Annotated in this window: 26 protein-coding genes; 16 read left to right on the top strand and 10 right to left on the bottom strand. The window is 63.1% G+C overall.

Annotated features, from left to right (window positions below; genetic code table 11):
- Positions 1-254: 254 nt before the first annotated feature.
- Positions 255-935 carry a GntR family transcriptional regulator gene (locus E3T43_RS15255; RefSeq protein ID WP_134473057.1) on the bottom strand — a complete coding sequence of 227 codons (681 nt, stop codon included), beginning with the start codon at positions 933-935 and terminating at the stop codon, positions 255-257.
- Positions 936-1,038: 103 nt separating this feature from the next.
- Between E3T43_RS15255 and E3T43_RS15250 the strand changes: the two genes are divergently transcribed.
- Positions 1,039-3,906 carry an FAD-binding and (Fe-S)-binding domain-containing protein gene (locus E3T43_RS15250; RefSeq protein WP_370449987.1) on the top strand — a complete coding sequence of 956 codons (2,868 nt, stop codon included), beginning with the start codon at positions 1,039-1,041 and terminating at the stop codon, positions 3,904-3,906.
- An 83-nt stretch (positions 3,907-3,989) separates the two neighbouring features.
- Here E3T43_RS15250 and E3T43_RS15245 read toward each other — a convergent pair whose 3' ends face one another.
- The 6 genes from E3T43_RS15245 to E3T43_RS15220 all read right to left on the bottom strand — a co-directional run bounded on the left by E3T43_RS15245 (position 3,990) and on the right by E3T43_RS15220 (position 10,281).
- Positions 3,990-4,760, bottom strand: a complete 771-nt coding sequence (locus tag E3T43_RS15245; RefSeq protein ID WP_134473052.1) for an ATP-binding cassette domain-containing protein — start codon at positions 4,758-4,760, stop codon at positions 3,990-3,992.
- A 2-nt stretch (positions 4,761-4,762) separates the two neighbouring features.
- Entirely contained in the window at positions 4,763-5,806 is a 1,044-nt protein-coding gene (locus E3T43_RS15240) for an ABC transporter permease (protein ID WP_134473051.1), read from the bottom strand.
- 82 nt (positions 5,807-5,888) lie between these two features.
- Positions 5,889-6,995 (bottom strand): substrate-binding domain-containing protein, encoded by a 1,107-nt coding sequence (locus tag E3T43_RS15235; RefSeq protein WP_134473050.1) that lies wholly within the window; start codon positions 6,993-6,995, stop codon positions 5,889-5,891.
- 128 nt (positions 6,996-7,123) lie between these two features.
- A complete protein-coding gene (locus E3T43_RS15230; RefSeq protein ID WP_134473049.1) occupies positions 7,124-8,152 on the bottom strand; it encodes a class I mannose-6-phosphate isomerase in 1,029 nt (342 codons plus the stop codon).
- A gap of 33 nt (positions 8,153-8,185) precedes the next feature.
- Positions 8,186-9,172, bottom strand: coding sequence for a LacI family DNA-binding transcriptional regulator (locus tag E3T43_RS15225; protein ID WP_166791348.1), 987 nt, complete (start codon positions 9,170-9,172; stop codon positions 8,186-8,188).
- Between the two features lie 86 nt (positions 9,173-9,258).
- Positions 9,259-10,281: a carbohydrate kinase family protein gene (locus tag E3T43_RS15220; RefSeq protein ID WP_166791347.1), complete on the bottom strand. Its 1,023-nt coding sequence runs from the start codon at positions 10,279-10,281 to the stop codon at positions 9,259-9,261.
- A 172-nt stretch (positions 10,282-10,453) separates the two neighbouring features.
- Here E3T43_RS15220 and E3T43_RS15215 point away from each other — a divergent pair, with 172 nt between their 5' ends.
- The 11 genes from E3T43_RS15215 (at position 10,454) to E3T43_RS15175 (ending at position 19,048) form a co-directional block, all read left to right on the top strand.
- Positions 10,454-11,293 (top strand): class I fructose-bisphosphate aldolase, encoded by an 840-nt coding sequence (locus E3T43_RS15215; protein WP_134473046.1) that lies wholly within the window; start codon positions 10,454-10,456, stop codon positions 11,291-11,293.
- Between the two features lies 1 nt (position 11,294).
- Positions 11,295-12,452: a Gfo/Idh/MocA family protein gene (locus tag E3T43_RS15210; RefSeq protein ID WP_134473045.1), complete on the top strand. Its 1,158-nt coding sequence runs from the start codon at positions 11,295-11,297 to the stop codon at positions 12,450-12,452.
- A gap of 419 nt (positions 12,453-12,871) precedes the next feature.
- Positions 12,872-14,104: a CpaF family protein gene (locus E3T43_RS15205; RefSeq protein WP_134442692.1), complete on the top strand. Its 1,233-nt coding sequence runs from the start codon at positions 12,872-12,874 to the stop codon at positions 14,102-14,104.
- Complete coding sequence (locus tag E3T43_RS15200; protein WP_134442693.1) at positions 14,101-14,964, top strand: type II secretion system F family protein; 864 nt, start codon at positions 14,101-14,103, stop codon at positions 14,962-14,964. Before E3T43_RS15205 ends, E3T43_RS15200 begins: the two co-directional genes overlap by 4 nt.
- A gap of 16 nt (positions 14,965-14,980) precedes the next feature.
- The gene (locus E3T43_RS15195) at positions 14,981-15,913 is read left to right on the top strand and encodes a type II secretion system F family protein (protein WP_134473044.1); all 933 of its coding nucleotides are present in this window, start codon (positions 14,981-14,983) and stop codon (positions 15,911-15,913) included.
- 44 nt (positions 15,914-15,957) lie between these two features.
- Entirely contained in the window at positions 15,958-16,134 is a 177-nt protein-coding gene (locus E3T43_RS18865) for a hypothetical protein (protein ID WP_166789417.1), read from the top strand.
- Positions 16,135-16,141: 7 nt separating this feature from the next.
- A complete protein-coding gene (locus E3T43_RS15190; protein WP_241979032.1) occupies positions 16,142-16,564 on the top strand; it encodes a TadE/TadG family type IV pilus assembly protein in 423 nt (140 codons plus the stop codon).
- Complete coding sequence (locus tag E3T43_RS15185; protein ID WP_134473043.1) at positions 16,539-17,012, top strand: hypothetical protein; 474 nt, start codon at positions 16,539-16,541, stop codon at positions 17,010-17,012. Before E3T43_RS15190 ends, E3T43_RS15185 begins: the two co-directional genes overlap by 26 nt.
- Complete coding sequence (locus E3T43_RS15180) at positions 17,009-17,455, top strand: pilus assembly protein TadG-related protein (RefSeq protein ID WP_134473042.1); 447 nt, start codon at positions 17,009-17,011, stop codon at positions 17,453-17,455. Before E3T43_RS15185 ends, E3T43_RS15180 begins: the two co-directional genes overlap by 4 nt.
- Before the next feature lie 340 nt (positions 17,456-17,795).
- Positions 17,796-18,080, top strand: coding sequence for a hypothetical protein (locus E3T43_RS18860; RefSeq protein WP_134467497.1), 285 nt, complete (start codon positions 17,796-17,798; stop codon positions 18,078-18,080).
- An 83-nt stretch (positions 18,081-18,163) separates the two neighbouring features.
- Positions 18,164-19,048 (top strand): DMT family transporter, encoded by an 885-nt coding sequence (locus E3T43_RS15175; protein ID WP_241979031.1) that lies wholly within the window; start codon positions 18,164-18,166, stop codon positions 19,046-19,048.
- A gap of 74 nt (positions 19,049-19,122) precedes the next feature.
- Here the strand turns inward: E3T43_RS15175 and E3T43_RS15170 are convergent, their stop codons facing one another.
- Genes E3T43_RS15170 through E3T43_RS15160 form a run of 3 tightly spaced genes read right to left on the bottom strand, consistent with a single transcriptional unit; the run spans position 19,123 to position 21,564 of the window.
- Positions 19,123-19,779, bottom strand: a complete 657-nt coding sequence (locus tag E3T43_RS15170) for a pentapeptide repeat-containing protein (RefSeq protein WP_134473040.1) — start codon at positions 19,777-19,779, stop codon at positions 19,123-19,125.
- A 2-nt stretch (positions 19,780-19,781) separates the two neighbouring features.
- Positions 19,782-20,219, bottom strand: coding sequence for a nitroreductase family deazaflavin-dependent oxidoreductase (locus E3T43_RS15165; protein WP_092449355.1), 438 nt, complete (start codon positions 20,217-20,219; stop codon positions 19,782-19,784).
- A gap of 55 nt (positions 20,220-20,274) precedes the next feature.
- Positions 20,275-21,564, bottom strand: a complete 1,290-nt coding sequence (locus tag E3T43_RS15160) for an MFS transporter (RefSeq protein ID WP_134442699.1) — start codon at positions 21,562-21,564, stop codon at positions 20,275-20,277.
- A 185-nt stretch (positions 21,565-21,749) separates the two neighbouring features.
- On the opposite strand from E3T43_RS15160, the gene prfB reads away from it, so the two are divergent.
- The 4 genes from prfB to smpB all read left to right on the top strand — a co-directional run bounded on the left by prfB (position 21,750) and on the right by smpB (position 25,534).
- On the top strand, positions 21,750-22,862 hold the full coding sequence (prfB, locus tag E3T43_RS15155) for a peptide chain release factor 2 (protein ID WP_134442700.1): 1,113 nt from the start codon (positions 21,750-21,752) through the stop codon (positions 22,860-22,862).
- Positions 22,863-22,938: 76 nt separating this feature from the next.
- Positions 22,939-24,033, top strand: coding sequence for a cell division ATP-binding protein FtsE (ftsE, locus tag E3T43_RS15150; RefSeq protein WP_134473039.1), 1,095 nt, complete (start codon positions 22,939-22,941; stop codon positions 24,031-24,033).
- Positions 24,030-24,944: a permease-like cell division protein FtsX gene (ftsX, locus tag E3T43_RS15145; RefSeq protein WP_134473038.1), complete on the top strand. Its 915-nt coding sequence runs from the start codon at positions 24,030-24,032 to the stop codon at positions 24,942-24,944. The genes ftsE and ftsX overlap by 4 nt, the downstream gene beginning before the upstream one ends.
- 113 nt (positions 24,945-25,057) lie before the next feature.
- On the top strand, positions 25,058-25,534 hold the full coding sequence (gene smpB / locus E3T43_RS15140; RefSeq protein WP_092449344.1) for an SsrA-binding protein SmpB: 477 nt from the start codon (positions 25,058-25,060) through the stop codon (positions 25,532-25,534).
- Positions 25,535-25,629 lie beyond the last annotated feature (95 nt).

Genomic DNA, 25,629 nt, shown 5'->3' with positions numbered 1-25,629 from the left:
CGACGGCCTAACGAAGTGCACTACGGTTATGAAAAGCCAGCCCTGGCAGCGTAGAAGAAACCACTAATTCCGCTGTCCGAAATCCCCGCGGCAGCTCAGTTCTCTGATTTGCTCGGCGATAGGTGATCGCAAGTGTGTCCAAGGGGCACAGGCTTGCGTGTCGGGCCGAGTCTGCGTCCATTGCAATTAGCCGAGCCAGACGCGTTGCATCGAAAACCAACCGGACGTGCGGAGAAGTGTGTCCGGTGACGCGGTCAACGCAAGGGCGAGTCGCTGCCGCCGTCGCTTTGCTCGGTGATCGCTTGGGCGAGTCGTTCGCTCGCGCGACCGAGGTGGCTAGTTAAGCATTCGACGGCACCCGCCGCGTCGCCCGTGCCGATGCGGTCGAGGATCTCATGGTGTTCGGCAGCGATCTGCTCGACGCTCAGCAGGCTGCGGCCCTGTACCTGTGCCATACACAAGCGAACCTCGTCGACCAGAGAAGCGTACATTCGCTCCAGACGTGGGCTGTCGAGCCCGTTTACGAGCGCAGTGTGGAATCGCAGGTCCGGCTCGACGGATTCGATCGCGGGCCCGGTCCCGGTGGCACGCACGCGCTCGTTGGCTTCTGTGGCGGATCGCGGCACACGTCGCTCGGTGGCGAGCTCGCGAACGGCTTGGCTCTCTAGTCGTTGTCGGGTGCGGTAGATATCGAATACGTCGTGCGAACTCAGAAGGGGTACTCGTGCGGTCTTGTGCGCGCCCCGTTGGAGGAGCCCCTCGGTGCTTAGCTTCTCGATAGCGGCCTTCGCGGTTGAACGTGAAACGGCATACTCCTCCGAGACGACCACCTCGGTCAGTGCCGACCCTCCGGGTAACTCGCCGGCGAAGAGACGGCGTCGAATGTCGTCGCCCACGGCATCGACTACCGACGTAACGGTGATCTGGCGAACCATCACGTTCAACTCCCTGCTCTCCACGATGTGTGGTGGTCTCGAGTTTAGCCAATGCCGCTCATGTAGACTTGTCTGACAAGTCAACCACGAAGTGGAGAATCCCATGGCGCAATGGAGCGCATCCGTCGCGGACATGTTCGCGCATAAACTCATTGGCACCGTTGACGAAGCGGGCACCAAAACCCCGATGCACGACCGGGTTCGCACCCGCGCCATTGACCTGCACGCAAACGCGCATGACGCGTCTCACTTCCTGCTCATTCCCGAAGCGCTCGTTATTGCACAGGACGCCGCAGAAGTCGGTCGCTTACTCAGCGCGAGTTCACGCCACAGCGTGCCGGTGACGCTGCGCTCTGGCGGCACGAGCTTGAGCGGGCAGGGAGTGACCGACGGCGTGCTGATCGACGTGCGCCGAAATTTCCGTTCCATCGAGGTGCTCGACGACGGAGCCCGCGTGCGGGTTCAGCCGGGCGCGACAGTGCGACAAGTGAATGCCCGGCTCGCTCGGCACGGTCGCAAGCTCGGCCCCGACCCGGCCAGTGAGTCGGCCTGCACCATCGGGGGAGTCGTCGCCAACAACTCCAGCGGCATGGCCTGCGGCACCACTGGTAACACCTATCAAACCCTTGAGTCGATGACGATCGTGCTGCCGAGCGGAACCGTAGTCAACACGGGCGCTCCGGATGCGGATGCGCTCCTTCGCTACCACGAGCCGGCCCTGTTCGACGGCCTGTTGCGCCTGCGCGACCGGGTGCGCGGTGACCGAGAATCGGTGCGCCTGGTGCAGCACCAATTCTCGATGAAGAACACGATGGGGTACGGACTCAACTCGTTCCTCGACCATGACGACCCGGCACAGCTTCTCGCTCATCTGGTGATCGGAAGCGAGGGCACTCTCGGCTTCGTCGCAGAAGCCGTCTTCCGAACGTTGCCGCTGCTCACGCACGCCGCAACCGGCCTGGTGATCTTCGATGACCTCCTGCAAGCCAACGAGGCACTGCCCGGCATCGTGGCGACCGGCGCATCGGCAATCGAATTGATGGATGCCGCGTCGCTGCGGGTGGGTAAAGCCGAAGCGGACGCGCATCCGCTTATTCGCGGTCTCATCGTGGAGCGGCACGCAGCCCTATTGGTCGAGTACCAGGCGGCGACGGCCGACGAGCTGGCCGTCGCCCAAGCCGCGGGGGACCGGGAACTCGCCGCACTTCACCTCAGCACCCCCGCCGTGCTGTCGAGTGATGCGGCGACGAGGGCATCGCTGTGGCACCTGCGCAAGGGGCTGTATGCCACGGTCGCTGGTTCGCGGCCGTCCGGCACGACCGCTCTGCTCGAAGATGTTGTCGTGCCCGTGCCCTCTCTCGCCCGAACCTGTACTGATCTGATCGACCTGTTCGAGTCCTACGGCTACGAGAACAGCGTCATTTTCGGTCATGCCAAAGATGGCAATATCCACTTCATGCTCACGGATCTCTTCGAGGGGCGAGGGCTCGAGAAGTATGCGGCGTTCACCGAGGAAATGGTGAGCCTGATCCTCGGGCAGGGTGGATCGCTGAAGGCTGAGCACGGCACCGGTCGGGTGATGGCACCGTACGTTCGGCGCCAGTACGGCGATGAACTCTATGCGATCATGCGGGAGGTGAAACAGCTCTGCGACCCCGGTGGCATGCTCAATCCGGGCGTGATCATCACCGACGACGCCGAAATTCACTTGAAGAATATCAAGAAGACCCCGCAAATTGAGGTCGAGGCCGACCGCTGCGTCGAGTGCGGGTACTGCGAGCCGGTGTGCCCCAGCCGGGACCTCACGCTCACTCCCCGCCAGCGGATCGTCGTGAAGCGCGCCATCGCGACCGCCACCGCGCAGGGAGACACCGCTCTGGCCTCCGAGCTCGAGAGTGACTACGAGTACCAGGGCGTTCAGACTTGCGCCGTCGACGGGATGTGCCAGACCGCGTGCCCCGTACTGATCAATACCGGCGACCTGGTGCGGCGACTACGCAAGGCGGAGCACACGAAACCTGAAAGGGCCGTCTGGTCGTCGGTCGCGAAACACTGGGATACCACGACGAAGATCGCGAGCACGGTCCTGTCGGTCGCGTCCGCGCTGCCTAACCCGTTGACCGCCGTGGTTACGGTGCCCAACAGGCTGGCCCGTGCCATCGTGGGAGATGATGTGCTTCCACTGTGGTCGGCGGAGCTGCCAGCCGGCGGCGCTCGCCGCGCTCGGCGCTCGCCGCGCACCGAGCCCGAGGCGGTCTACCTGCCGGCCTGTGTCAACTCCATGTTTGGGCCAGCCGATGGCGCAGCCGGTGTGCAGAGCAGCTTTGAGGAGTTGTGCGAGCGCGCCGACGTTTCGCTGCTGGTGCCGACCGACGTTGACTCGCTCTGCTGTGGCACTCCGTGGTCGTCGAAAGGCCTTCCCGAGGGGGCAGCAATCATGCGAAAGCGGATGCTGGCGAGCCTCCGAAGCGCGACTCGTGACGGTCTGCTGCCGGTAATCTGCGACGCGTCGTCGTGCACTGAGGGACTACTTCACACGATCCAGACCGACACCGACCTGCCGCGGATGCGGGTCGTTGACGTCGTCGAATTCGTCGCCGAGCGCATCTTGCCCACGTTGCCTTCTGTCGAGAAGATTGACTCGCTGTCCCTGCATCCCACCTGCTCCTCGACCCGGCTCGGCATCAACTCGCAACTCACTGCGGTTGCCGGCGCAGTTGCTGAGACCGTGATCGTGCCCGAGAGCTGGGGCTGCTGCGCCTTCGCCGGCGACCGCGGCATGTTGCAGCCCGAACTCACAGCCTCGGCCACCCGGGTACAAGCAGCTGAAGTGCGGGCAGCCGGCGCCACCGCACACGCCAGCTGTAATCGCACCTGTGAACTGGGAATGACCCGGGCCACGGGCGCCGACTATCAGCACGTGCTCGAACTGCTCGCTGCCAGGACACGTTCCGGCAAGTTGGCCGAGTAGAAAGAGCCGAACCTAAACGTGCCCAATATCCTCTGTGACCGCTTCGCTGGATGTCGCGGCACCCTTCCGCGAGTCTCGGATAGTCAGAGTGTCAGGGCACCCGTCATGATCGCAACAGCGTCATTCATCGAATGGGAGTCGGGCGTGATGACCCCCGCGCGCTTGCCAAGTCGTTGCACGTGAATGCGGTCGGCGATGTCAAACACTTGGGGCATATTGTGGCTGATGATGATTACGGGTAGTCCGCGATCGCGCATGTCGCTGATCATTTTCAGCACCTGATTGGACTCCCGAACGCCCAGGGCAGCCGTTGGTTCATCGAGGATGACAACTTTCGAGCCGAAAGCTGCAGCTCGAGCAACAGCGACGGCCTGGCGTTGCCCGCCGGACAAATTTTCCACGGCAACGGATACGTCTTGGAGGGTCGAGATGCCGAGTGACAGAAGCTCTCTGGTCGCTGCCGCCCGCATGCCTTTTGTGTCAAGCATCCGAAAAACGGAACCGAGGATACCCTTGCGTCGCAGTTCCCGACCTAGAAACATGTTTGTTGCGACGTCCAACGCCGGTGACACTGCCAGGCTTTGATAGACGGTTTCTATTCCTGCCGCTCGCGCGTCTTGCGGGCGTTTGAGTGTGACGGGCTTGCCGTCTAATTCCAAATGCCCCGCGTCTGGCGTCTCCGCACCGGTCAAACACTTGACCAGGGTCGTCTTGCCCGCTCCGTTGTCCCCAATGATGGCGAGGACTTCCCCGGGATACAGTTCAAGGTCAACTCCGTCGAGTCCGACGACATGTCCATATGTCTTCGTCAGCCCGGTGGCCTTGAGGATTGGAGTCCGTGTTTCGGTGATCATGGCTACTTGCGCCCTTTCCTAATCCACTGGTCAAGCGCGACAGCGACAATGATCAGAACTCCTACTGCAAGTGTTTGGTAGAGCGCATCAAAACCGGCCAGAGACAGACCGTTACGGAACACTCCAACGATTAGCGCTCCGAGCAGCGTGCCCCAGATCATCCCGCGGCCGCCGAACAAGCTCGTTCCGCCGATGACGACCGCAGTGATCGAATCCAGATTCAGGTCCCCGGCAACATTGGGACTCGCTGCGTTTGTGCGGCCGATTTGAATCCAGGCGGCGAGTGCCATGACGAATCCCGCCACGACGTAGACGCTGAGGAGAACGCGATTAACGGAGATTCCGGAAAGTCGAGCTGCATCGAGATCATCGCCAACCGCGTATACATGTCTGCCCCACGCGGTCTTAGCCAGGGCGTAGCCGATGACGACATAGATGAGGATCATGAGGATGACTCCGGTCGTTATCCGGAACGGACCGAGGCTCAGCCCAACCCCCGTCCAGGTGAGCAGCGCAGGCATGTCCGATCCTCGAACTGCAGAACCACCGGAGTAGAGCAGGCTCAGTGCCAGAAAAATGTTGAGAGTACCCAGAGTTACAATGAACGGCGGCAGCTTGAGGCGTGTCACGAATATGCCATTCAGCAGGCCTGCGCCCATGCCGACCAGAAAACCGGAGATAAGGGCAACCACGGGGTTGACGCCGTGGTTGACCGCGGTCTGTCCCGTCACGAGAGCGCTCATCACCATGACCGCACCGACCGATAGGTCAATCCCGGCAGTCAAGATGATAAGGGTCTGTCCAACCGCCAGTGAGCCGACCACGGCCACCTGCTGCGCAATGAGTGAGAGGTTTTGCGGAGTGTAGAAACGATCGTTGATCAGACCGAAAATGATCACCGCGCAGATCAAGACCAGCGCGGGACTGATGACCGGGTAGCGGTGCAGAACATTGCGCGTGCGTTGTACGTTCGTGGGACGAGTTTTGAACTCGTCGTCGAGATTCGGTGCGGTCGCCGAGGCGACGGGTGTTGAAGATGGGGTCACGTTGAACTCCTGCGATTCAGGGTGAGTGAGCGTGGAGCGTCAAGCCGGGTGGAGTCCTTGCCATCCGGCTTGACACGGGGTTTTAGCCCCAGCAGAGTTCCGCGCCCTTGGCGCTATCGAGGCTGGTAACGCCATCGACAGGCTGGTCGGTGATCAAGGCAACACCCGTGTTGAAAAAGTCGAGCCCGTTCGTGTTCTCGGGCGCCTGTCCCGTCGTCACGAGCGCATGAATGGCTTCGACGCCAAGCTCGGCCATCTTGAGTGGGTACTGCTGACTGGTCGCGCTGATGACACCGTCACCAATGAGGCCGACGCCGGCACAACCACCATCGACGGAAACGAAGAGAACTCCACTTTCCTTACCCAGTGCGCTGAGTGCCTCGTAGGCACCAGCAGCCGCGGGCTCATTGATTGTATATACGACGTTAATGTCATCGCTCAGGGACAGGCACGTCTCCATCGCCGTTCGCCCGCCGTCTTCAGCCCCATCGGAGTCCTGATTGCACACGATTTCGTAGGCTCCACCCGAATACGAACCTGTTGCGTCTTCGTCACCGTTAAGGTCCGGATCGTTGGTATCGATCCCCATCCCCTCAAGGAATCCCTGATCTCGTTCGAAGTCGACGGACGCGTTCGTCTCGGCGCTCAGATCGATCAGGGCGATGACGGCGTCTTCGCCCTTGAGCGCACCCGCCGTCCACTCACCGATGAGATTCCCGGCCATACGATTGTCCGTTGCAAAGGTGATGTCCACGGCGTCCGCAGGGTTCGGTGGATCGTCCAAAGCGATAACGTAGAGCCCCGCATCGCGCGCCTGCTCGATAGCGTTCAGAACTGAAGGACCGTTCGGCGTGATCAGAATTCCCTTTTGGCCCTGGGCGATTGCGTTTTCAATGGCCTGAATCTGTGTGTCTTCATCGACGAGATCACGACCCGCTGCCACCGTGAGTTTGACGCCGAGTTCGGCGGCTGCCGATTCTGCGCCTGCTTGCATGGCGACAAAGAAGGGGTTGGACGATGTCTTGATGATCAGCGACACGCCGATTTCTTCTTCGGCATCGCTTGCACCCGCGTCAGTCGCTCCGGGGGATGAGGCGCACCCCGTAAGGCCCAGAGCCACAGCGGTCGCAAGAACCGCGGAGGACTTCCAAAATCGAATATTGCGGCGTACCGCATTAGGACTCTTCATTGAATCTCCTTTAATTCGCTGTCGCCACCTCTCGTGGGACAACGTTGTCTGTCCATTTAATGGGAGTCGGGGCAGGATGTCAATCCGTTCGCGAAATTGGCCCCAAGTTCGCGAAGGAATTCGTTCCCCTAGCGAATTGGGATTACCTCGGGAGGTTGCAGACGGATCATTTCGACATTCCCAGTAACCCAAAACTCCCCAAAGTCGTGCGGGATAAGAATGGTGTCTCCGGATTGCACATTTGTCGAAAAGACAGGCTGGCTGTCCGCGGTGGGTCGAGCCTCGAGAGCACCTTGGCCTGCGACCGCGATTAAAATCGAGAATCCTGCCGCTTGTATCCGCTTCGCCGAGCCAGCGATGTGGTTGGCACGAAAATACCGGCCGGCTAGATCAGGGAGCGCATGCCCCGAGGACGCACTCTCGCGGCACACAAGAGCGTCAATCTCAGAAGCCGTCCAGAGGCTGCGGTCTGCCGCCTCGAGCGCGACCTCAAAACCTAAGCCCAAATGGCCGTCCGTCGCGCCATCGATCTCAAAACCTACCCATTCAAGAAGGATCGAGAGGTCTGCGGGTTCCTGCACTTCGACGAGAAATACTCCTTGCCCAATGGCGTGTGGAAGCCCAGGGGGGACGAAGATTCCGTCTCCGACCCGCACCGGAACCACATTCATGGCCGCGAGGATTGCCCCGGTATTCTGCGTGTCTACCCAATTCGCCAGCTCTTCGCACGATACTTCGCGGTTGAACCCGAGATGTACCACCCCTGGTTGCAGAATAATCCACGCCTCGGCTTTTCCGTGAAGTTGAGCGAGGTTCCGGGCCGCGAAGTCGCCGTCCGGGTGGATATGCACCGGTAGTCGTTGCCCGGCGTCGAGCAGCTTGACAAGTATCATGCTGTCTTTACCGAAGCCCCGCAGGTGCTCGCTGCCCAGCCAGGCCACGGGGTCGCTGGCGATCACGTTCCGAAGAGTCTCACCGCTCGGTAGCGTGGACAGACCAAGTTCGGTTTCGCCGAAGACGGTGGTGGTCGAACCGACCCAGTCCTCAGGAACTCTGTCACCTACGGCGGCGGACCCTCGAAAACTGGAGATTGCAGGCCCGCCGAGGTAGAAGCGTTCCGGTGGCTGATTGGCCGAGAGAAAAATGGGTAACAGCATTGGTGCCCTCTTCGTGTATATGTGGTTATTGAATTAACTACCCCACCCGATGCCGCTTTGAATCAGAGTGGTGGGGAGAATCACTTGCTCGGGCAGCTCTGTGTGCCGTTCGAAGCGACGGAACAGCATTTCCGCAGCTCGTCGGCCCATGTCGGACGCGTCATACTCCACCAGTGTCAACGGGATTGGCATCAAGTGAGCGAGTGGGAAATTGTCGAAGCCGGCTACGGCTACTCGGGAACGGCGGCGCCAGATTTCTTCAATGGCTCCGAGTGTCGCGCGGTTGTTTCCGCAAAATATTGCCGACGGTGCCGCATTCGAATCCAGCATGCGAGAAACGGCTTCTGCAGCTCCACCGGGCGTACGGACGCCCGTAGCGGTCGGGGCCTGAGAGACCAGCAGGCCGGCCTCTCGCATCGCAGCTTTGGCCCCCTCAAAGCGCGCTCTGATCGGCTCGATGTCAAGGTGGTCCATCACCAGACCGATTTGACGATGACCGTCGGCGATGAGTCGCTCTATGGCTGCGTGAGCGCCTCCCGCATTATCCAAGACCACCGAATCAGTCACCAGTCCTCGAGGAACTCGGTCAACGAAGACCATGGGCGTGCCCATACCTATCTCGCCGGCCAGCACCGAGTGGTCCCCCGGGCCGGCCACAATAATAAGGCCATCGACGCGTCTGCGGCAGAGTTCAAAGATCAGTTCGATCTCTTCCTCCGGTGATGCCGATTCGCCGATTGTCGCCGTGATCACCTGGGTCCCGTGCCGCCGAGCAACACCAGCTGCCCCGGTTGCAAGCGCCGAGTAAAAACTGTTGGACAGATCTCTGACGACGAGTCCAACGGTTGCAGTTGACGCACCCGACTTGAGTGTTGCGGCCAATTGATTGGGTCGAAAGCCCAGCGTTATCACCGCAGCACGCACGCGCTCCGCCATTCCGCTCTCCACCGTCGCGACATTATTGACAACGCGCGAGACCGTCTTGAGACTAACCCCCGCCTCCCGGGCGACGTCAGTCATTGTGGGGCGTCGATGCCCATATGGGACCGTGGTCATGAAGGTAGTCCTTTCCTACGGGGGGACCCCGATCGCGTCGAGCACAGCTCTCACGACGCAAAAGTCTCGTGCGGCAATGGAATCGCAAGGTCGGCAACGCTCTCACCGCGAATCTTGGCCGAAGCAACGAGCACAGCCAATTCGGCGGCTTCTCTTGGAGAATATCCCGAGACGAGCCCAAAGAGCATTCCTGCCGATGCCGCGTCACCGGCGCCATTAGTCGTCATGATGCGTTCGACATGAACTGCCGGCACCCAGAACTCCGCATCGTGCCAGTCGGCGCCGAGAGATGCCAACACTCGACCGCCGGACGCAAATCGGGCCGAAGTGCCCGTGCGAAGGAGTACGCCATCTTCTCCGGTCGAAATCATCACGATAGCTACGCCATCATCAATCAGCGATTGAGCCAGTTCGCTGAGAGCGCTCCTATCTGTAACGACCGGCAATGCTAGCGCAGACTGGAGGTCATCGAGACTCGGCGTAAAGATGTCAACGAGTGGCAAAACCCGCTTAAAGATGCCATGCCAATCGACCCGGCCAACGGGTGAATCACCATCAACCACCGCCATATCCAGCGAAGTCGTGGCCCCGGAGTCGCGGGCCCGGTTAAATAGGTCAACAATTGGCTGCGCGGTGCTTGGCAGCAGTGACGGCAGGAGCGGTGGGTAGCCCAGGTGCAGGAGGTCGATACCCTCCACGCTGACGCGTGTACCGTCAAAGCGGATGCTGGCGCCAACGTGGTGCCAGAACGATCGATTCATGCCGGGGGGCTCGAGCACGATGGAATACGACGTCGAGTAGTCTCGCTCGACTTGAAGGTCCGTTGTCGTAATTCCCTGTTCGACCAAACTAGCCAAGACGATTCTCCCCAACTCATCGTCGCCGATGATGCCGGAAGTTGAAACGGATATACCGAGCGCAGCCAAGTCCCCTCCGGTGTTCACGACGCAGCCACCGGGGCGGATCTTGAGTCGACCGACATTAACGAGCTGGCCAGGAACCATGCCAATGCCGGCCGGCAACTCTGGCGTTAGATCCGCGCAGATATGTCCGGCTACAGAAATCTTGTACATTGCCACACTCCTTTGTGTCATCTTAAGTTGCTGGACAACGTTGTCTCGGTGAGGCTAGTGTGACACATGTCGCAACCAAAATGAAAGAAAGTAGCGGCATGATGCTGAGGTGTGAGCGAGGAAGCGACCCTCGTCATCAGCCCATGTCCGTGCTGAACAGAAGGAAAACCTCGTGACCTCATATCGACTCAATCGTCTTTTCAACCCTCTTTCCGGCCGCGCACTCGACGTTGCTGTCGACCATGGCTTTTTTGGGGAGCCTTCGTTCCTCAAAGGTATCGAAAGCATCGACACGGCCGTCGGTGCTCTCGTAGAAGCGAACCCTGACGCCATCCAGCTGACCGTGGGTCAAGCACGTGTTCTGCAATCAGTGCCAGGGAAGCAGAAGCCCGCGCTCGTGCTACGCACGGACATCGCTAATGTCTATGGCGTGCCGCTGGACGACCACCTCTACAGCCATCACTTTCCCGACGCTGTCGAAGAGGCAGTCCGACTCGACGCCGTCTGCGTGGTCGCAAATCTCATTCAACTGCCCGGCCGACCGGAGATTCGCGAAGCAAACATCAAGAGCATCATGTCGCTGCGTAAAGACTGCACGCGCTACAATATGCCGCTCATGGTCGAGCCGCTCGTGATGCAAGACAATTCAGTCAACGGGAGCTACATGGTGGACGGAGACACGCGAAAAATCGTCTCGCTGGTGCGCCAGGCCCGAGAACTCGGTGCGGACCTCATCAAAGCCGACCCCACGTCCGAGGTGGAGGATTATCACCTCGTGATTGAGGCCGCTGGAGATCTCCCGGTGCTCGTTCGCGGCGGCGGCGGGAACATTTCGGATCGCGCACTCCTGGAGCGCACGGTAGGCGTGCTTGCTCAAGGTGCCCGCGGGCTGGTCTACGGGCGCAACATCATGCAGCACCGCGACCCGGTCGGCATTACACGGGCGATGATGGCCGTATTGCACAGCGGAACGAGCGTGGACAACGCCCTCCAGCTCATCGCCGGGGAATGACATGAACGCTCGAACAGTCAACATCGGAATCGTCGGCGCTGGCCTCATGGGGCGTGAAATTGCGATGGCAATTCAGCGATGGCCAGCCCTCATCGATCACCCGGTGAGAGCGCAAGTCACCGCGGTGTGCGATATTAATCCCGCCGCCATGGAATGGTTTGATCAGATTCCAACGGTAATCACAAAAGTGACCAACTACTCGGAGCTGCTCGCCGATCCGGCGATTGATGTCGTCTATATTGCGGTCCGACACGACCTCCATGAGCAGATGTACATCGACGCGATCGCAGCGGGTAAGGATCTGCTCGCGGAGAAGCCCTTTGGAATCGATCGTGCTGCAGCCGAAAATATTGTGGAAGCAACACGCGCTCACCCTGATTCCTTCGTGCGATGCTCCAGTGAAATGCCTTTCTTTCCCGGAGCGCAGCAGGCCATCAACGCGATTCGATCCGGTTCGTTGGGCCGGATAATTGAGGTGCGTAGTTCATTTCTGCACTCCAGCGATCTTGACCTTCAGAAGGGAATCAATTGGAAGCGGCAGACGGCTTACTGCGGTAAAGCCGGAGTCATGAATGATCTTGGCCTGCATGCGCTCCATGTGCCGCTCCGGCTCGGATGGAATCCTCAATCGGTTTTTAGCACTCTTCAAAACCTCGTACCCACTCGGCCTGGTCCCGACGGGGCACCCGAGGCCTGCGACACGTTTGAGAATGCCGTGCTCACCACGAACGTCCTCCTCGAGGACGGTGAGCAGTTCCCCCTGACCATAGAAACAAAACGAATCTCGCCGGGTGATAAGAACACCTGGGAATTGCGCGCAGTTGGGCTTGATGGCGGCGTCTTCTTCTCCACGAAGAATCCAAAACGCGTCTCAACCTTTGCCGTGGTAGACCTCCCCGGCTCCGGCCGAGAACAGGTCTGGCAGCACTCCGACGTGGGGAGCCAGTCGGTGTGGCCAACCGTTACCGGCGGTATCTTTGAGAGCGGGTTCTCAGATTCCATTCTGCAAATGTGGGCGGCTTTTCTCGCGGAGCGCGCTGGCCTGCTCGGAGACCGATTCGGATGCGTCACTCCCGAGGAAGCTCTGAAAACCCACCGTATCTACGAAGCTGCGCTCGCATCCCACGAGACGCACTCGGCCGTTCTCGTCGCCGAATAGCGACAGGCAAGCGCGCGGGTCGAAGAGTGAAGGACTGCACATCGAGCCGCGCGTTGCCAGGCGATCCGCAGACACCCGCACCATGTTCGAAAGCAAACTTCCGCAGGAACGATCCACGGGTCGAGAGGGCTTAGGTTCCTGTGAACAGTTGATCACACGCACCGCGTCGTCAGCAGCGAGCCTCGGCCGTGTGATCTGTCCTCCGAAGTGGATGACAGGGACGGGTCCGGGGTGTTCGTACGAATAATATGGGGGTCGCAGGACAGCGGTCCCCGTGCGGCACGGGCATCGTCTCGAGGGAGCTAGGTCGCAACGGATGCCCGGCATCCGTTGCGACCATTTTTGGGGCTCGGGGCACCTAAAAACAAGCCCTGTGGATAACTTTTACGCAGAACGGCAAATGAGGCCATCATACGGGGATGACCGAAGCCGTTCGTATCATCACAGAGCAAGTGCGATCGCGGGTGCGCCGCGAGGGCGTCGACCTGGCGGCCAATAACGCGCTGGTCGAGCAGTACGTGCGCGACGAACTGCGCCGGTACAGCGAGCGGGCGCTCAGCGGGCTCGCGCCGATGATCGCCGATGAGCACCAGGCCGCCCGCGAGGTTGTGGCCGCGCTGACCGGTTTCGGCGTCTTGCAGCCGTTTCTGGATGATCCGGAGATCGAAGAGATTTGGATCAATGGCCCGGCCCGGGTGTTCGTCGCCCGCGACGGGGTCCCAGAGCTGACCACGCTGCTGCTCGGCGAGCAGGACGTGCGCGACCTCGTTGAGCGGATGCTGCAGGCCTCCGGTCGCCGAGTCGACCTCTCGTCGCCGTTCGTCGACGCCTCGCTACCCGACGGTTCCCGACTTCACGTCGTGATCCCGGATATAACGCGAAAATATTGGGCGGTGAACATTCGCAAGTTCACCCGGCGCATTCGCGATCTGAACCAGCTCGTCGGGCTCGGCTCACTCACCCAGCAGGCCGCCGATTTTCTGCGGATCTGCGTGCTCGGCGGCCAGAATATTCTGGTCTCCGGCGCCACCCAGACCGGCAAGACCACGATGCTGAACGCCTTGCTCTCGTCGACGCGGCCGGGTGAGCGCATCGTGACCGTCGAGGAGACCTTCGAACTCGATCTGTCGGCCCGAGACGTCGTCGCGATGCAGTGCCGGCAGCCCAGCCTCGAGGGCACCGGCGAGATCACCCTGCGCCGCCTGATCAAGGAATCCCTGCGCATGCGGCCCGACCGGCTGGTGGTCGGTGAGGTGCGCGAGGCTGAAAGCCTTGACCTGCTGATCGCCCTTAATAGCGGGCTCCCCGGAATGTGCTCGATTCATGCCAACAGTGCCAGGGACGCGCTGGCCAAGCTCTCCACCCTGCCGCTGCTGGCCGGGCGCAACATCGACTCGTCGTTCGTGCTGCCGACGGTGGCCGGCTGCATCGACATCGTGGTGCACTGCGAGATTGATCGGCACGGTCGTCGCCGGGTCACCGAGATCATTGCGCCGAGCGGCCAACTGGCCGGCTCGACGATCGAGGCGAGCCCTCTGTTTCTGTCCCCGCACGGGCACCTCGAGCCGACCGGCTCGCATCCCACCAAGCTCGCCAAATTTCGTGCCGCCGGCGTCGACCCGGCGCTGGTGTTGCGGCAGGGTGCCGCATGACTCTCGTGCTGGGGTGCCTGCTCGGGAGTGGGCTCGTGCTGCTGCTGGCGCCGTTTCTCTGGCCGGCCGGCGCTGTATCCGCGGGAGGCCGGGCGGGCGCCGGGGAGCGGATGCGGGTGCGCTTGGTTCAGGGTGGGCTGCGGTCGGTGCCGGTGTCGGCGTTCCTGGCGGTGTCGACGATCGTGGGTGTGGCATCCGCTGCCCTGATGCACGGCCTGTTCGCCGTACAGGCCCTGAGCGCCGTCGCAGGACTGGTCGGAGTGCTGCTGCCGTGGCTGATCGTCTCGTGGCGGGCCGCGGCCCGGCGCCGGGCCAATCGCACGGTCTGGCCCGATGTCGTCGATCACCTCGTGTCGGCACTGCGTTCCGGGCTGGCCCTGCCCGACAGCGTGAGCAGCCTCGCCCAGGCCGGACCGGTGGCCACCCGCACGGCGTTTGCCCAGTTCGAGCGGGAGTACCGGGCCACCGGCAATTTCAGCTACTGCGTCGACGAACTCAAACGCTCCCTCGCCGATCCGGTCGCCGATCGCATCCTGGAAACCCTGCGCATGGCCCGGGAAGTGGGTGGAAGCGACCTCACCGTGGTGCTGCGCAGCCTCGCAGCCTGGCTACGACAGGATGCCGCGGTACGGCTCGAAGTTGAGGCGCGGCAGTCCTGGGTCGTCAATGCGGCCCGACTGGGGGTGGCCGCACCGTGGATCATCCTGGTGCTGCTCGCGTCCCGCCCGGAGGCTGCCGTCGCCTACAACTCGCCGGCTGGCGTCGCCGTGATCGCGAGCGGCCTGGCCCTGTCAATCGTGGCCTACCGGGTCATGCTCGCGCTCGGCCGGCTGCCGGAGGAACGCCGATGGTTCGCGTAGCCGGCGGGTGCCTGCCATGAGCGCGAGCCTGGGCTGGGCCGTCCTCTGCGGCAGCGGTCTCGGTGTGGGGCTGTGGTCGCTCGTGAGCCTGACGCCGCGGCTGACCCGGCCCCGTCTGATCGATCGGGTCGTGCCGTACATTCTCGACGTCTCCGCCGAAGCCCGCAGCATCGTCGCCCGGAAAACCGTCAACCCGATTCCTGTGCTGGGCAGCCTGTTTGCGCCGCTGTTCGGATCGCTCACCCGCGGGTTGTCGAACCTGCTCGGCGGCAGCGAGTTCATCGCGCGCCGGCTCCACCAGTCAGGCTCGGCGAAGACCGCGCTGGAGTTTCGCTCGGTGCAACTGGTCTGGGCGCTTCTCGCCTTTGCCGCCGGCACGGTGATCACCATCGTCACCCTTCCGGAACTGCCGTGGCCGGCGCGCGTGGTCGTGCCGTTCGTGGCGGGAATCGGTGGCGCCGTGTTGCGGGACTGGCTCCTGCAGCGGGCCGCCACCGCCCGGTTGGCCCGCATGCGCAGCGAGTTGCCGACCATTCTCGAATTTCTCACCCTGTCGCTGTCGGCGGGGGAAGGCATCCTGGATTCGATCCGGCGGGTGTCCCGCACGAGTTCGGGGGAGCTGTCGCGAGAATTCGCGGGGGTGATCACCGAGGTGCACGCGGGGGTACCGATCGGGGTGGCGCTCTCGGCGCTGTCGCGGAGCATCCAGTTGCCGGAGGTGACCCGATTTGTCGATCAGGTCACCGGTGCCCTCGACCGGGGCTCGCCGATCGCCGAGGTGTTGCGCGCGCAGGCCCAGGATTCCCGCGACCAGACCAAACGCTCGCTACTCGAGATGGCCGGCAAGAAGGAAGTTGCCATGCTCGTGCCCCTGGTTTTTCTGATTTTGCCGATGACCGTTCTATTCGCTGTATTTCCCGGCCTCGTTGTTCTGCAGGCCGGCTTCTAAACGCACTGCCCGGTACCGTTCCGCTCACCAGAAAAGAGAATGCCATGTCCCGAATCATGCTTCGCCTCAAGGGTCTGCTCCACGACGAAACGGGTGACGTCCCCGGCTGGGTGCTGATCACGCTCATGACGGCCGGATTGGTTTTGATCATCTGGGGCCTGGCCGGTCCGGCCCTCAGCGGGGTCTTCCAGCAGGCCATGGATCGCGTCAGCAGTTTCTGATCGACCCATGCATAACCGGATGCGCCGGCTCGCCTGGTTGCGCCTTCACGAGTTGCGCGACGAGGCGGGTAGCGCCGTGGCCGAGTTTGTCATGGTGGTGTCGTTGCTGACCTTTCTCACGCTCATGGTCATGCAGCTGGCGCTCGCGCTGCACATTCGCAACACCGTGCTCGATGCCGCGGCCGAGGGCGCCCGCTATGCCACACTCGCCGATAGCAGCCTGCCCGCCGGAGCTGCGCGAACGCGCGATCTGATCACGACCGCCATCGGAGCAACCTATGCCACCGATGTGGTCGCTCGCTACGGCCCCCGTGCCGACTACCCGAGCGTCGAAGTGCGGGTGGTGGCGCCGCTGCCACTGATGGGCCTGCTCGGTACCCCGCGCGGACTGGAGGTGGTCGCGCATGCCGCGGTCGAAACGCTGGAGTAGTCGCTCCGGGGCGCCCGGAAGTGAGGCCGGTTCGGCCTCGCTGGAATTCATCACGGCGGGAATGATCCTGCTGGTTCCGCTGGTCTACCTCGTGCTCGCCCTGTCGTCGTTGCAGGGCGGTGCGCTCGCCGTGGAGGGAGCCGCGCGGCAGGCAGCCAGGGTCTACGTGCAGGCGCCGGACCAGGCCACGGCGACCGAGCGCGCTCGGCGCGCCGTGGCCTTCGCGCTCGAAGACTACGGACTGGACGCCGGAGATGCCGAGGTGCAGATCGAGTGCTCCGGTGGGCCGAGCCAATGCCTCACCCGCCAGGCTCTCGTGACGGTCACCGTGCGCATCGGCATCGCCCTGCCGCTCGTGCCCGACCTGCTGGCGCTCGAGCAGAGCGCGAGCGTGCCGATGACTGCGGCATCCACGCAGATCGTGTCCCGGTTTGGCGGCCTCGAATGAGCGGGCGCCTGCCGCATGCCGGGGCCGAGGACGGGTCGACCCTGCTGCTCATCATCTTCTACAGCTTTCTCGCCCTCAGCCTCGTGCTCGTGGCACTCTCAGCGACGTCGCTCTACCTCGAGCACAAGCGGCTGCTGAGCCTTGCCGACGGGGCGGCGCTCGCCGGGTCCGAGGCCTTCACTCTCGGCGAGGTGCAGGTCGGCATGGTGGGCCCTCGGCCGCAGCTGCGCTCCGGTGACGTGTCGGCTGCGGTGGATGAGTACCTGCGCCTCGTTCCCCATCCCTCGTTCGAGGCGCTCGGCGTGACGAGCGCGGCATCCGCTGATGGGCAGAGCGCGTCGGTGACCCTGCGGTCGTGGTGGCGCCCACCCGTGCTCACCCTCGTGGTTCCCGACGGGGTGCCGCTCGAGGTGACGGTGGTGTCCCGGGCCGTGTTCCACTAGCAGCATCCCCTTCCGCGAGAGCGGGATAATTGCTGCCTCAGCACCCGTGAAGCAACACATTTCCCGCTCTCGAGGGAGAGGGCCGGGGTAGGCGGGGAGCGCCCACAAAGGCGCACTAGCTTTTTCAGGATGGAAGCGTACTATGCACAGACACGTAGCCGACACGGAGGCCTCTTACCCGTAGGGGGCTTCACATTTTTACGCAGTCGAAACTCGTTCCAGCCCCGGTCCCCGGTTGGTAGTGCTGGCGACCTCGGGTCGTCGTTCAACCGGGCTGGTCGCCACCGGTTGACGTGGCCCAGCATGGCGGCTGAGAATCACCGAGAACGGCTGTTAATTCATGGATGCATTACTAGACCGACACGAAGTCGATGAGCACAGTGTGGAGCAGCTCGACTTCGAGTCTCTTCTCCCCTGCGAGGGAGTGCATCACTACCGCGGATTGAGCGGTCACGATCCGGCCGAATCGGGTGGCTTCATGGTGATCTCGCCGTGCTGTGGGCCCAAGGTCATCCAATGCTCCTCCCGGGTCGACGCGATGCGCGTGTCCGGAGTGCTCTACTGCGGTGCCTGCCAGCACGAACATTTGACCAGCGAATACACCTTCGTTCCGCTGCAGCTCTAGGCCGCGGTCGTCCGCGCATTCTCAGAGCGGATGCCGCGCGCGGTACCCTCGCTAGGTGCCCTGACGGCGCCGACAGGAGCAGTGTGCGTACCAAGCGGGGGCAGTGGAAGGGTGCGGGCGCTCAACTCGCCACCGAAGTCAGCATCAATTTCGGTTCGTCGCTGGCCGGACTGCTCATTCCCCTCGTCGGCTCGCCGGTCGTCGTCGCGGCCCGACAAATCGTCATGGTCATCGTCGTGCTGCCGCTGGCCCGGCCCAGGCTCAAGAACCTGACCTGGAGCCGCATCTGGCCGCCGCTCGCCCTCGGCGTCGTGCTCGCCGTGATGAATCTCAGCTTCTACCAGGCCGTGAGCATGCTCGGGCTGGGCGTTGCGGCGACCATTGAATTTCTCGGCCCGTTCGCTCTCGCCCTCGTCACCAGCCGCCGCATCCTGGACTTCGTGTGCGCCGCGGCCGCCGCCGGGGGCGTGTTTCTGCTGACCTGGTCGGACGGCACGCTCGACCTGCTCGGCATTGCACTCGCGCTGACCGCAGCGGCCTCCTGGTTTTGTTACATCCTGCTGACCCGCAGGGTGGCGACCGAATTTGCCGGCCTTGAGGGTATCTCCATTGCCAGCCTGGTCAGCCTCGTGATCGTGGTGCCGTTCGCCGTGCTCACCCTCGACCTGTCGGCGTTCACCTGGGGCGTTGTCGGGTTGCTCCTGCTCGTCGGAGTGGTTTCCTCGGCCTTTCCCTACACACTCGACACGTACATTTTGCGGCGGATCAGCCCTCGCCTGTACGCGATCATCACGAGCTTCGGCCCGGTGATCGCGGCCGGGTTCGGCGCGCTCGTGCTTGGCGAAACCTTCACGCTGCTGCAGCAGATAGCGATCGTCGTGGTCTGCGTGGCCGCCGGGGCTGCGATCGCGACCCAGCGCGACCAGCCGAAGTCCGACCTCGAGCTGACCGCGGTCGCGATTCCCTGACGCGGCGACCCCGCGCGGTCGGCCGTACCAGGCCGGCCCGGGCATCCTCTTATCGAGCGGCGCCGAGGCCCGGCCTATTCGACGCGCAGGCCGAGGTGGGCGGCGAGAAGCGGCGCCAGCATGCCGAGTTGGGCATCGTCGATCGTGGCACCGCGCAGGCTCTCAAGGCCGTGGACGGCCGAGAAGTCGCTGGAGCGCAGGTCGACGTCCTTGAGCTTGGCGCCGCCGACATCGAGGGTGCCGATGCGGCAGTTCTGCAGTTCGAGGCGCTGCACGGTGGCGCTGCCGAGGTCGAGCTCGTCGATAATGCAGTTGCTCAGCAGCACATCGGTCAGGGTCGCGTTGCGCAGATTTACGAAATCGAGCTTCGACCCGTCGATGTGCACCGAGCGCAGCGTCGCCTCGTAGACCTCGACCGAGCCGAGTCGGGCGTGGTTGATCTGCACGTCACGCCAGTTCGAGCGCGGCGCGCTGAACACCGGGGCGTGCAGATCGGTGGCGAGACATTCCGAGAAGGATGCTCCGCGCAGCTTGGTCTCATGCAGCGAGACTCCCGCAAATTCACACTCCCCGAAGGAGATGCCGGTCAGGTCGCGGCCGTCGAGGTTCACGCCGGTGTAGCGCTCGGCCTCGCGACCGTCGCCGGAGCAAAGCTGCGCCCCGTCGTCGTCGTCGAGTTCGGGCAGCGTTATGCGGTCGATCGACGCCTTGCGGGTGGCTGCTTTCGCCACCTTTATTCGATGGGTTCGAGCACGAAAACCGGAATCTTCCGCTCGGTCTTGACCTGGTAGGCGGCGTAGTCGGGGAACGCTGCCACGGCGCGCTCCCACCAGACGGCCTTTTCGTCGCCGGTGATCTCGCGGGCGCGCATGTCCCACTTCTCGGGCCCGTCCTGCAACTCCACCTCGGGGTGCGCGATGACGTTGGCGTACCAGACCGGGTTTTTGGGGCTGCCACCGAGCGAGGCGACAGCGGCATAATGACCGTCGTGTTCGACGCGCATGAGCGGTGCCTTGCGTAACTTGCCGCTCTTGAGGCCGACGGTGGTGAGTACGATCACGGGCATGTCACGCAGAGTCGTGCCCTCGGTTCCGCCGGACTTCTCGTACAGGTCGACCTGGTCGCGCACCCACTGGGCGGTGCTTGGCTCGTATTCTCCGATGAGGGGCATATTTGGCCCAACGCGCGAGCCGCCGGGAACATTCCACCCGGTCAGGTTCGCCCGGTCAGAGCAGGCGGCCGGGGCGATGCGGGGCGTAGCGCGGAATGTAGCGGCGCAGCAGCACCGCGCCGCAGAGGCCAATTGCCCCCATGACGCCGCTGGCAACCGAGAGCGAGACCAGGGCGGTGATGCCGGCGACCGCCAGGGGAGCTGCGGCACTGCCGAAGTCGGCAGTGAACCGCCAGGCGCCCAGGAACGGTGCGGGATTCGGCCGCGGAGCGAGGTCGGCGCCGAGCGTCATCAGCAGGCCGCTGCCGACCCCGTTGGCGAGCGAGAGGAACATGGCCACGCCGATGAACCACTCCACGTTGCTCGGCAGGTCGTGGGTGAACGCGAGTGCCAGGTGACCGACACCGAGGCCGATCATCGAGGGCAGCGCGCTCCAGATGCGGCCGAACCGGTCCATGATCTGGCCGCTGACATAGAACAGGGCGAAGTCGATGCCGCCGGCGATGCCGATGATCAACGCCGTGTCGGGGGCGCTGATGCCGATACTGACCGCCCAGAGCGGCAGCATCACCGTGCGGCTGGCCCGCATCGCACCGATCAGACCGGCACCCGTACCGAGCCGCAAAAGCACTCCGCGGTGACTCCAAATCGTCTGGAACAATCCCTGCACCGGCACGGCCGGTCGCGCCGTTCCGGTGCTGCTGATCGCGCCGGTGCTCGTGTCGGTGGCGTCGAATATGGTCCTATCAGCGGAGGGAGTGGCAAAGGCTTTCGACGGGTCTGGCAACAACAGCAGCGTCGCTGATGCGGCGACGCAGCAGATGATGAACACCCAGAACACGGCCTGCGTACCACCGGTGAGGTGAATCAGGCCGGCCGAGAGAAAGGGGCCGACAAACCAGCCGGCTCGAAACACGCCGCCGAGGGTCGACAGCGCGCGGGCCCGGTAGACCAGCGGCACATAGTTGGTCATGAAGGCATGCCGGGCGAGGGCAAAAATGGCTGTGGCGAGGCCGACCAGAAAAATGCCGAGACCGAGCACGAGTGGGTTGGGAGCGACAATGCAGACGATCACGGCACCGATGGTGAGAGCGGATGCCCAGATCATCGCGTTCCGTTCCCCGATGCGCGAGACGATCCAGCCGCTGGGAATATCGCCGACCAGCTCACCGAGCATGACCATCGCTGCAATCACACCGGCAATGGCCAGGGAAGCACCGAGGTCAGTCGCAACCAGGGGAATCAGCGGGATAATCGCGCCCTCGCCGATCGAGAACAGCAGGGTTGGTAGGAATGCGACCAGGGCGACCGAGCGCAGGCTGAAGGGGCGCTCGTGGTTGCTCATCGGTTCGATGCTACTCGCAGTGCAATCCCGACGGTGCTATCCCGACCCGTGCTGCTCAGACCCGTGCGATCCCGCCCCTGTAATCAGGCATGTGCAATCCCGACCCTGTTTTCCGGAGTGCTGTTCGAGTGGTGCTCCCACCAGCCCGGCAGCACCGCACCTTCGCCCGGTAGGCTGAACAGAACATGATTGACTTGGATTTCTCAGTACAGATCGCCGCGCTGCGGACCACGTTTGGCGACATCCGCTCGGTGATCGACATTGATCGACTGCGCGCGGAGATTGACGACCTCAGCGGCGAGGCCGGTATGCCCGACTTGTGGGACGACACCGAGCACGCCCAGAAGGTGACGAGCGACCTCAGCCACCGGCAGTCGCAACTGGCCCGCATCGAAAGCATCGGAGCCCGCCTCGATGACCTCGAGGTGCTCGTGGAGATGGCCAATGACGGCCAGGGCGACCAGGAACTGGCCGACGAGGCCGGCGTCGAACTCGCCAGCCTGCAGAAGCTGCTCGGCGAGCTCGAAGTGCAGACCCTGCTCAACGGCGAATTCGACGAACGCAACGCCGTCATCACCATTCGCGCCGGCGCCGGGGGAGTGGATGCCGCCGACTTCGCCGAAATGCTGCTGCGCATGTACCTGCGCTACGCCGAACAGCACGACTACCGCACGACCGTGCTCGACATCAGCTACGCCGAAGAAGCCGGCATCAAGAGCGCGACCTTCGAGGTCGATGCCGCCTACGCCTTCGGCACGCTCAGCGTCGAGGCCGGAACCCACCGCCTGGTGCGGATGAGCCCGTTCAACTCGGCCGGCAAGCGCCAGACCTCATTCGCCGCGGTCGAGGTGGTGCCTTTGATCGAACAGACCGAGTCGATCGAGGTGCCCGACGGCGATATTCGAGTGGATGTCTTCCGCTCGAGCGGCCCTGGCGGCCAGTCGGTCAACACCACCGACTCCGCCGTGCGCATCACCCACCTGCCCACCGGCACCGTGGTGAGCTGCCAAAACGAGAAGAGCCAGATTCAGAACCGGGCCGCCGCCATGCGCGTGCTGCAGTCCCGGCTGCTGGTACTCGAGCGCGAGAAAGAGGCCGCGACCAAGAAAGAGCTCGCCGGCAACATCACCGCGAGCTGGGGCGACCAGATGCGCAGCTACGTGCTCGCGCCCTACCAAATGGTCAAGGACCTGCGCACCGAGTACGAGGTGAACAACCCCAGCAACGTCTTCGATGGTGACCTGGACGGTTTCATTTCGGCCGGCATCCGCTGGCGCAAGAAAGCCCCCGAAGACTAAACGGATGCTGAGCCTTCCCCCTCTCGGGTATGTCGCAGTAGGGAAAACGCCAGCGGGTGCCTAGGCTCTAAGAGCTATGATCCGCTTTGATCACATAACCAAGAAGTATCCCGGCACCTCTCGGCCGGCCCTGAACTCGATCGACGTCGAGATTTTGCGAGGCGAATTCGTCTTTCTGGTCGGCGCCTCCGGATCGGGCAAATCGAGCTGCCTGCGGCTCGTGCTCAAGGAGGAGAAGCCGACCAGCGGCAGCATCCACGTGCTAGGGCAAGACCTGCGCTCGATCTCCAACCGCAAGGTGCCCTATTTTCGCCGCAACATGGGCGTGGTCTTTCAGGACTTTCGGCTGTTGCCGAACAAAACGGTCTTCGACAATGTCGCGTTCAGCCTGCAGGTCATCGGCAAGAGCCGTGGCTTCATTCAGGAAGCCGTGCCCGACACCCTGAAGATGGTCGGCCTGGCCGAGAAGGCCCAGCGCCTGCCGCACGAACTCTCCGGTGGTGAGCAGCAGCGCGTGGCCATTGCCCGCGCCATCGTGAACAAGCCCCAGATTCTGCTGGCCGATGAGCCCACCGGAAACCTCGACCCCACCACGAGCGCCGAAATCATGGCACTGCTCGCGAGCATCAACGCGGGCGGCACCACCGTGATCATGGCCACCCACGAGGCCGGCATCGTGGACAAGATGCAGCGCCGCGTGATCGAACTGGTCAACGGCGAGATCGTGCGGGATGAACGCCAGGGCGGCTACGCCACCGCGTCCATCCCGACCATCGTGCCGACGTCTGAAGCGGATGCCGCAGCGAGCGACCCCGCGCCGGTCGCGTCGGCCGCCGTCGCAGCGCGGGCCGCGGCCCAACCCTCGTTGACGCATCCGTCGGCGCCGGTTCCCGAAACCTCCGTGTCGCTGCACCAGGCGGCGGCAGCTGCGGTTGCCGCGGCGGCCGCGTCGGTTGTTTCGGTACCGACCGTGTCGGCTCCCGCGGCCGAGGCTCCTGCTGATGAGGAGGCCGACACCGCCGGGGCCACGCCGCCGATGGCGCGCCCGGTGCTTCCGGTCGCCCCCAACGACGCCCCCGAACAGCTCACCCTCGCCGAGAAACTCGGGCTGCGGGCGCCGGGCGAGAAACCCGACCAAACCGGCGAACAGAACGTGGGGCCCAACCGATGAGGCTCGGACTGGTGCTCTCCGAGGCCGCGAACGGTCTGCGACGTAATGCATCCATGGTCGTCTCCGTGGTACTCGTGACTTTCATCTCGCTGACCTTCGTCGGCGCGGCCGTACTGATGCAGATGCAGATCGGCCAGATGAAGAACTTCTGGTACGACAAGGCGCAGGTCGGCATCTACATGTGCTCCGACATCTCGCCGGGCGAAACCTGCACCGGCGGCGACGCCTCGGCAGAGCAGATCGCAGCAGTCGAGGCCCAGCTCGAATCGCCGACCCTGACGCCGTTCGTCGACACCTACTATTTCGAGACGCACGAGCAGGCCTTCGAGAACTTCAAGAAGCAGTTCGCCGGCAACCCGGTGGCCGACTACGTCACCGCGGATCAGTTGAACCAGACCTTCTGGGTCAACCTCAAGGACCCGTCCCAGTCCGCCGTGCTGGTCGAGAGCTTGTCCGGGGTGGCCGGCGTAGAAAACGTCGCTGACCAGCGCAAATACCTGGACCAGATCTTCTCGGTGCTCAACGTCGCGAGCTACACCGCCATCGGCATTGCCGGGTTGATGCTGATCGCAGCGGCGCTGCTGATCGCCACGACCATCCGTTTGTCGGCGTTCTCGAGACGCCGCGAACTCGGCATTATGCGACTGGTCGGCGCGAGCAACCGGTTCATTCAAACGCCGTTCATTCTCGAGGGTGTCTTCGCGGCGCTGCTCGGCTCACTGCTCGCCGGCGGCGCGATTGTGGCGCTGGTGTACTTCTTCGTGCAGGGCTATCTCGGGGCCAGACTCACCGGCTTTGCCCTGGTCGGTATGGATGATGCGCTCGTCGTGGTGCCCATCCTGCTGGTGGTCGGTGCGGTGCTCGCCGCGTTCTCGGCCAACTTCGCGATCACCCGCTACCTCAAGGTCTAAGCAGTCAGCGGATGTCCGCGCGTAGCGATCAGGCGCGGGGCCGGTAGACTGGTGGGCTGTCTGCCGGATCTTTCGGCGGCATCCACTTGACGAATAAAAATTGAGGTGAACACATGCCCAGGGAACGTGGCGAAAAGGTCGTGGCGACCAACCGCAAGGCCCGACATGACTACCTCATCAGTGACACCTACGAGGCCGGAATGGTCTTGAGCGGCACCGAGGTCAAGTCGCTGCGCGCGGGCCGGGCCACCCTGGTTGACGGCTACGCCTTCATCGAGGGCGGCGAGGCCTGGCTGGATGCGGTGCACATTCCGGAGTATTCCGGCGGCTCGTGGACCAATCACCCGCCGCGCCGAAAGCGCAAACTCCTGCTGCACAAGAAGGAGATCATTAAGATCAGCCACAAGACCAAGGAGGGCGGTTACACGCTCATTCCGCTGCGGATTTACTTCGCGGATGGTCGGGCCAAGGTTGAGATCGCCGTCGCCAAGGGTAAGAAAGAGTACGACAAGCGTCAGACTCTGCGGGAACGCACCGACAAGCGCGAATCGGACCGCGCGATGTCGGCGCAGCGCCATCTCGGCGACTAGGCAACTTCTGTAGTAGTATGGAGGGCTGCACCGAAACTGGTGCAGATTGGTAACTCAACAGCGTGTGACACGAACCCATCGCTGGCGCTTTTTGA

The sequence above is a fragment of the Cryobacterium sp. Hh7 genome (genome assembly GCF_004403155.1).
Classification (GTDB): domain Bacteria; phylum Actinomycetota; class Actinomycetes; order Actinomycetales; family Microbacteriaceae; genus Cryobacterium; species Cryobacterium levicorallinum.
The sequence above is the reverse complement of the archived record's forward strand: the minus strand, read 5'-3'. Positions and strand labels throughout refer to the sequence as shown.

Bases quoted from the DNA above. Each gene is read 5' to 3' on its own strand.
- E3T43_RS15255 (WP_134473057.1), bottom strand. From the start codon at position 935: ATGGTTCGCCAGATCACCGTTACGTCGGTAGTCGATGCCGTGGGCGAC.
- E3T43_RS15235 (WP_134473050.1), bottom strand. From the start codon at position 6,995: ATGAAGAGTCCTAATGCGGTACGCCGCAATATTCGATTTTGGAAGTCC.
- E3T43_RS15165 (WP_092449355.1), bottom strand. From the start codon at position 20,219: ATGCCCCTCATCGGAGAATACGAGCCAAGCACCGCCCAGTGGGTGCGC.
- E3T43_RS15245 (WP_134473052.1), bottom strand. From the start codon at position 4,760: ATGATCACCGAAACACGGACTCCAATCCTCAAGGCCACCGGGCTGACG.
- E3T43_RS18860 (WP_134467497.1), top strand. From the start codon at position 17,796: ATGGATGCATTACTAGACCGACACGAAGTCGATGAGCACAGTGTGGAG.
- ftsX (WP_134473038.1), top strand. From the start codon at position 24,030: ATGAGGCTCGGACTGGTGCTCTCCGAGGCCGCGAACGGTCTGCGACGT.
- E3T43_RS15180 (WP_134473042.1), top strand. From the start codon at position 17,009: ATGAGCGGGCGCCTGCCGCATGCCGGGGCCGAGGACGGGTCGACCCTG.
- E3T43_RS15160 (WP_134442699.1), bottom strand. From the start codon at position 21,564: ATGAGCAACCACGAGCGCCCCTTCAGCCTGCGCTCGGTCGCCCTGGTC.
- ftsE (WP_134473039.1), top strand. From the start codon at position 22,939: ATGATCCGCTTTGATCACATAACCAAGAAGTATCCCGGCACCTCTCGG.
- smpB (WP_092449344.1), top strand. From the start codon at position 25,058: ATGCCCAGGGAACGTGGCGAAAAGGTCGTGGCGACCAACCGCAAGGCC.
- E3T43_RS15200 (WP_134442693.1), top strand. From the start codon at position 14,101: ATGACTCTCGTGCTGGGGTGCCTGCTCGGGAGTGGGCTCGTGCTGCTG.
- E3T43_RS15185 (WP_134473043.1), top strand. From the start codon at position 16,539: ATGCCGCGGTCGAAACGCTGGAGTAGTCGCTCCGGGGCGCCCGGAAGT.
- E3T43_RS15205 (WP_134442692.1), top strand. From the start codon at position 12,872: ATGACCGAAGCCGTTCGTATCATCACAGAGCAAGTGCGATCGCGGGTG.
- E3T43_RS15250 (WP_370449987.1), top strand. From the start codon at position 1,039: ATGGCGCAATGGAGCGCATCCGTCGCGGACATGTTCGCGCATAAACTC.
- E3T43_RS15190 (WP_241979032.1), top strand. From the start codon at position 16,142: ATGCATAACCGGATGCGCCGGCTCGCCTGGTTGCGCCTTCACGAGTTG.
- E3T43_RS15225 (WP_166791348.1), bottom strand. From the start codon at position 9,172: ATGACTGACGTCGCCCGGGAGGCGGGGGTTAGTCTCAAGACGGTCTCG.
- E3T43_RS15210 (WP_134473045.1), top strand. From the start codon at position 11,295: ATGAACGCTCGAACAGTCAACATCGGAATCGTCGGCGCTGGCCTCATG.
- E3T43_RS15220 (WP_166791347.1), bottom strand. From the start codon at position 10,281: ATGTACAAGATTTCTGTAGCCGGACATATCTGCGCGGATCTAACGCCA.
- E3T43_RS15195 (WP_134473044.1), top strand. From the start codon at position 14,981: ATGAGCGCGAGCCTGGGCTGGGCCGTCCTCTGCGGCAGCGGTCTCGGT.
- prfB (WP_134442700.1), top strand. From the start codon at position 21,750: ATGATTGACTTGGATTTCTCAGTACAGATCGCCGCGCTGCGGACCACG.
- E3T43_RS18865 (WP_166789417.1), top strand. From the start codon at position 15,958: ATGTCCCGAATCATGCTTCGCCTCAAGGGTCTGCTCCACGACGAAACG.
- E3T43_RS15230 (WP_134473049.1), bottom strand. From the start codon at position 8,152: ATGCTGTTACCCATTTTTCTCTCGGCCAATCAGCCACCGGAACGCTTC.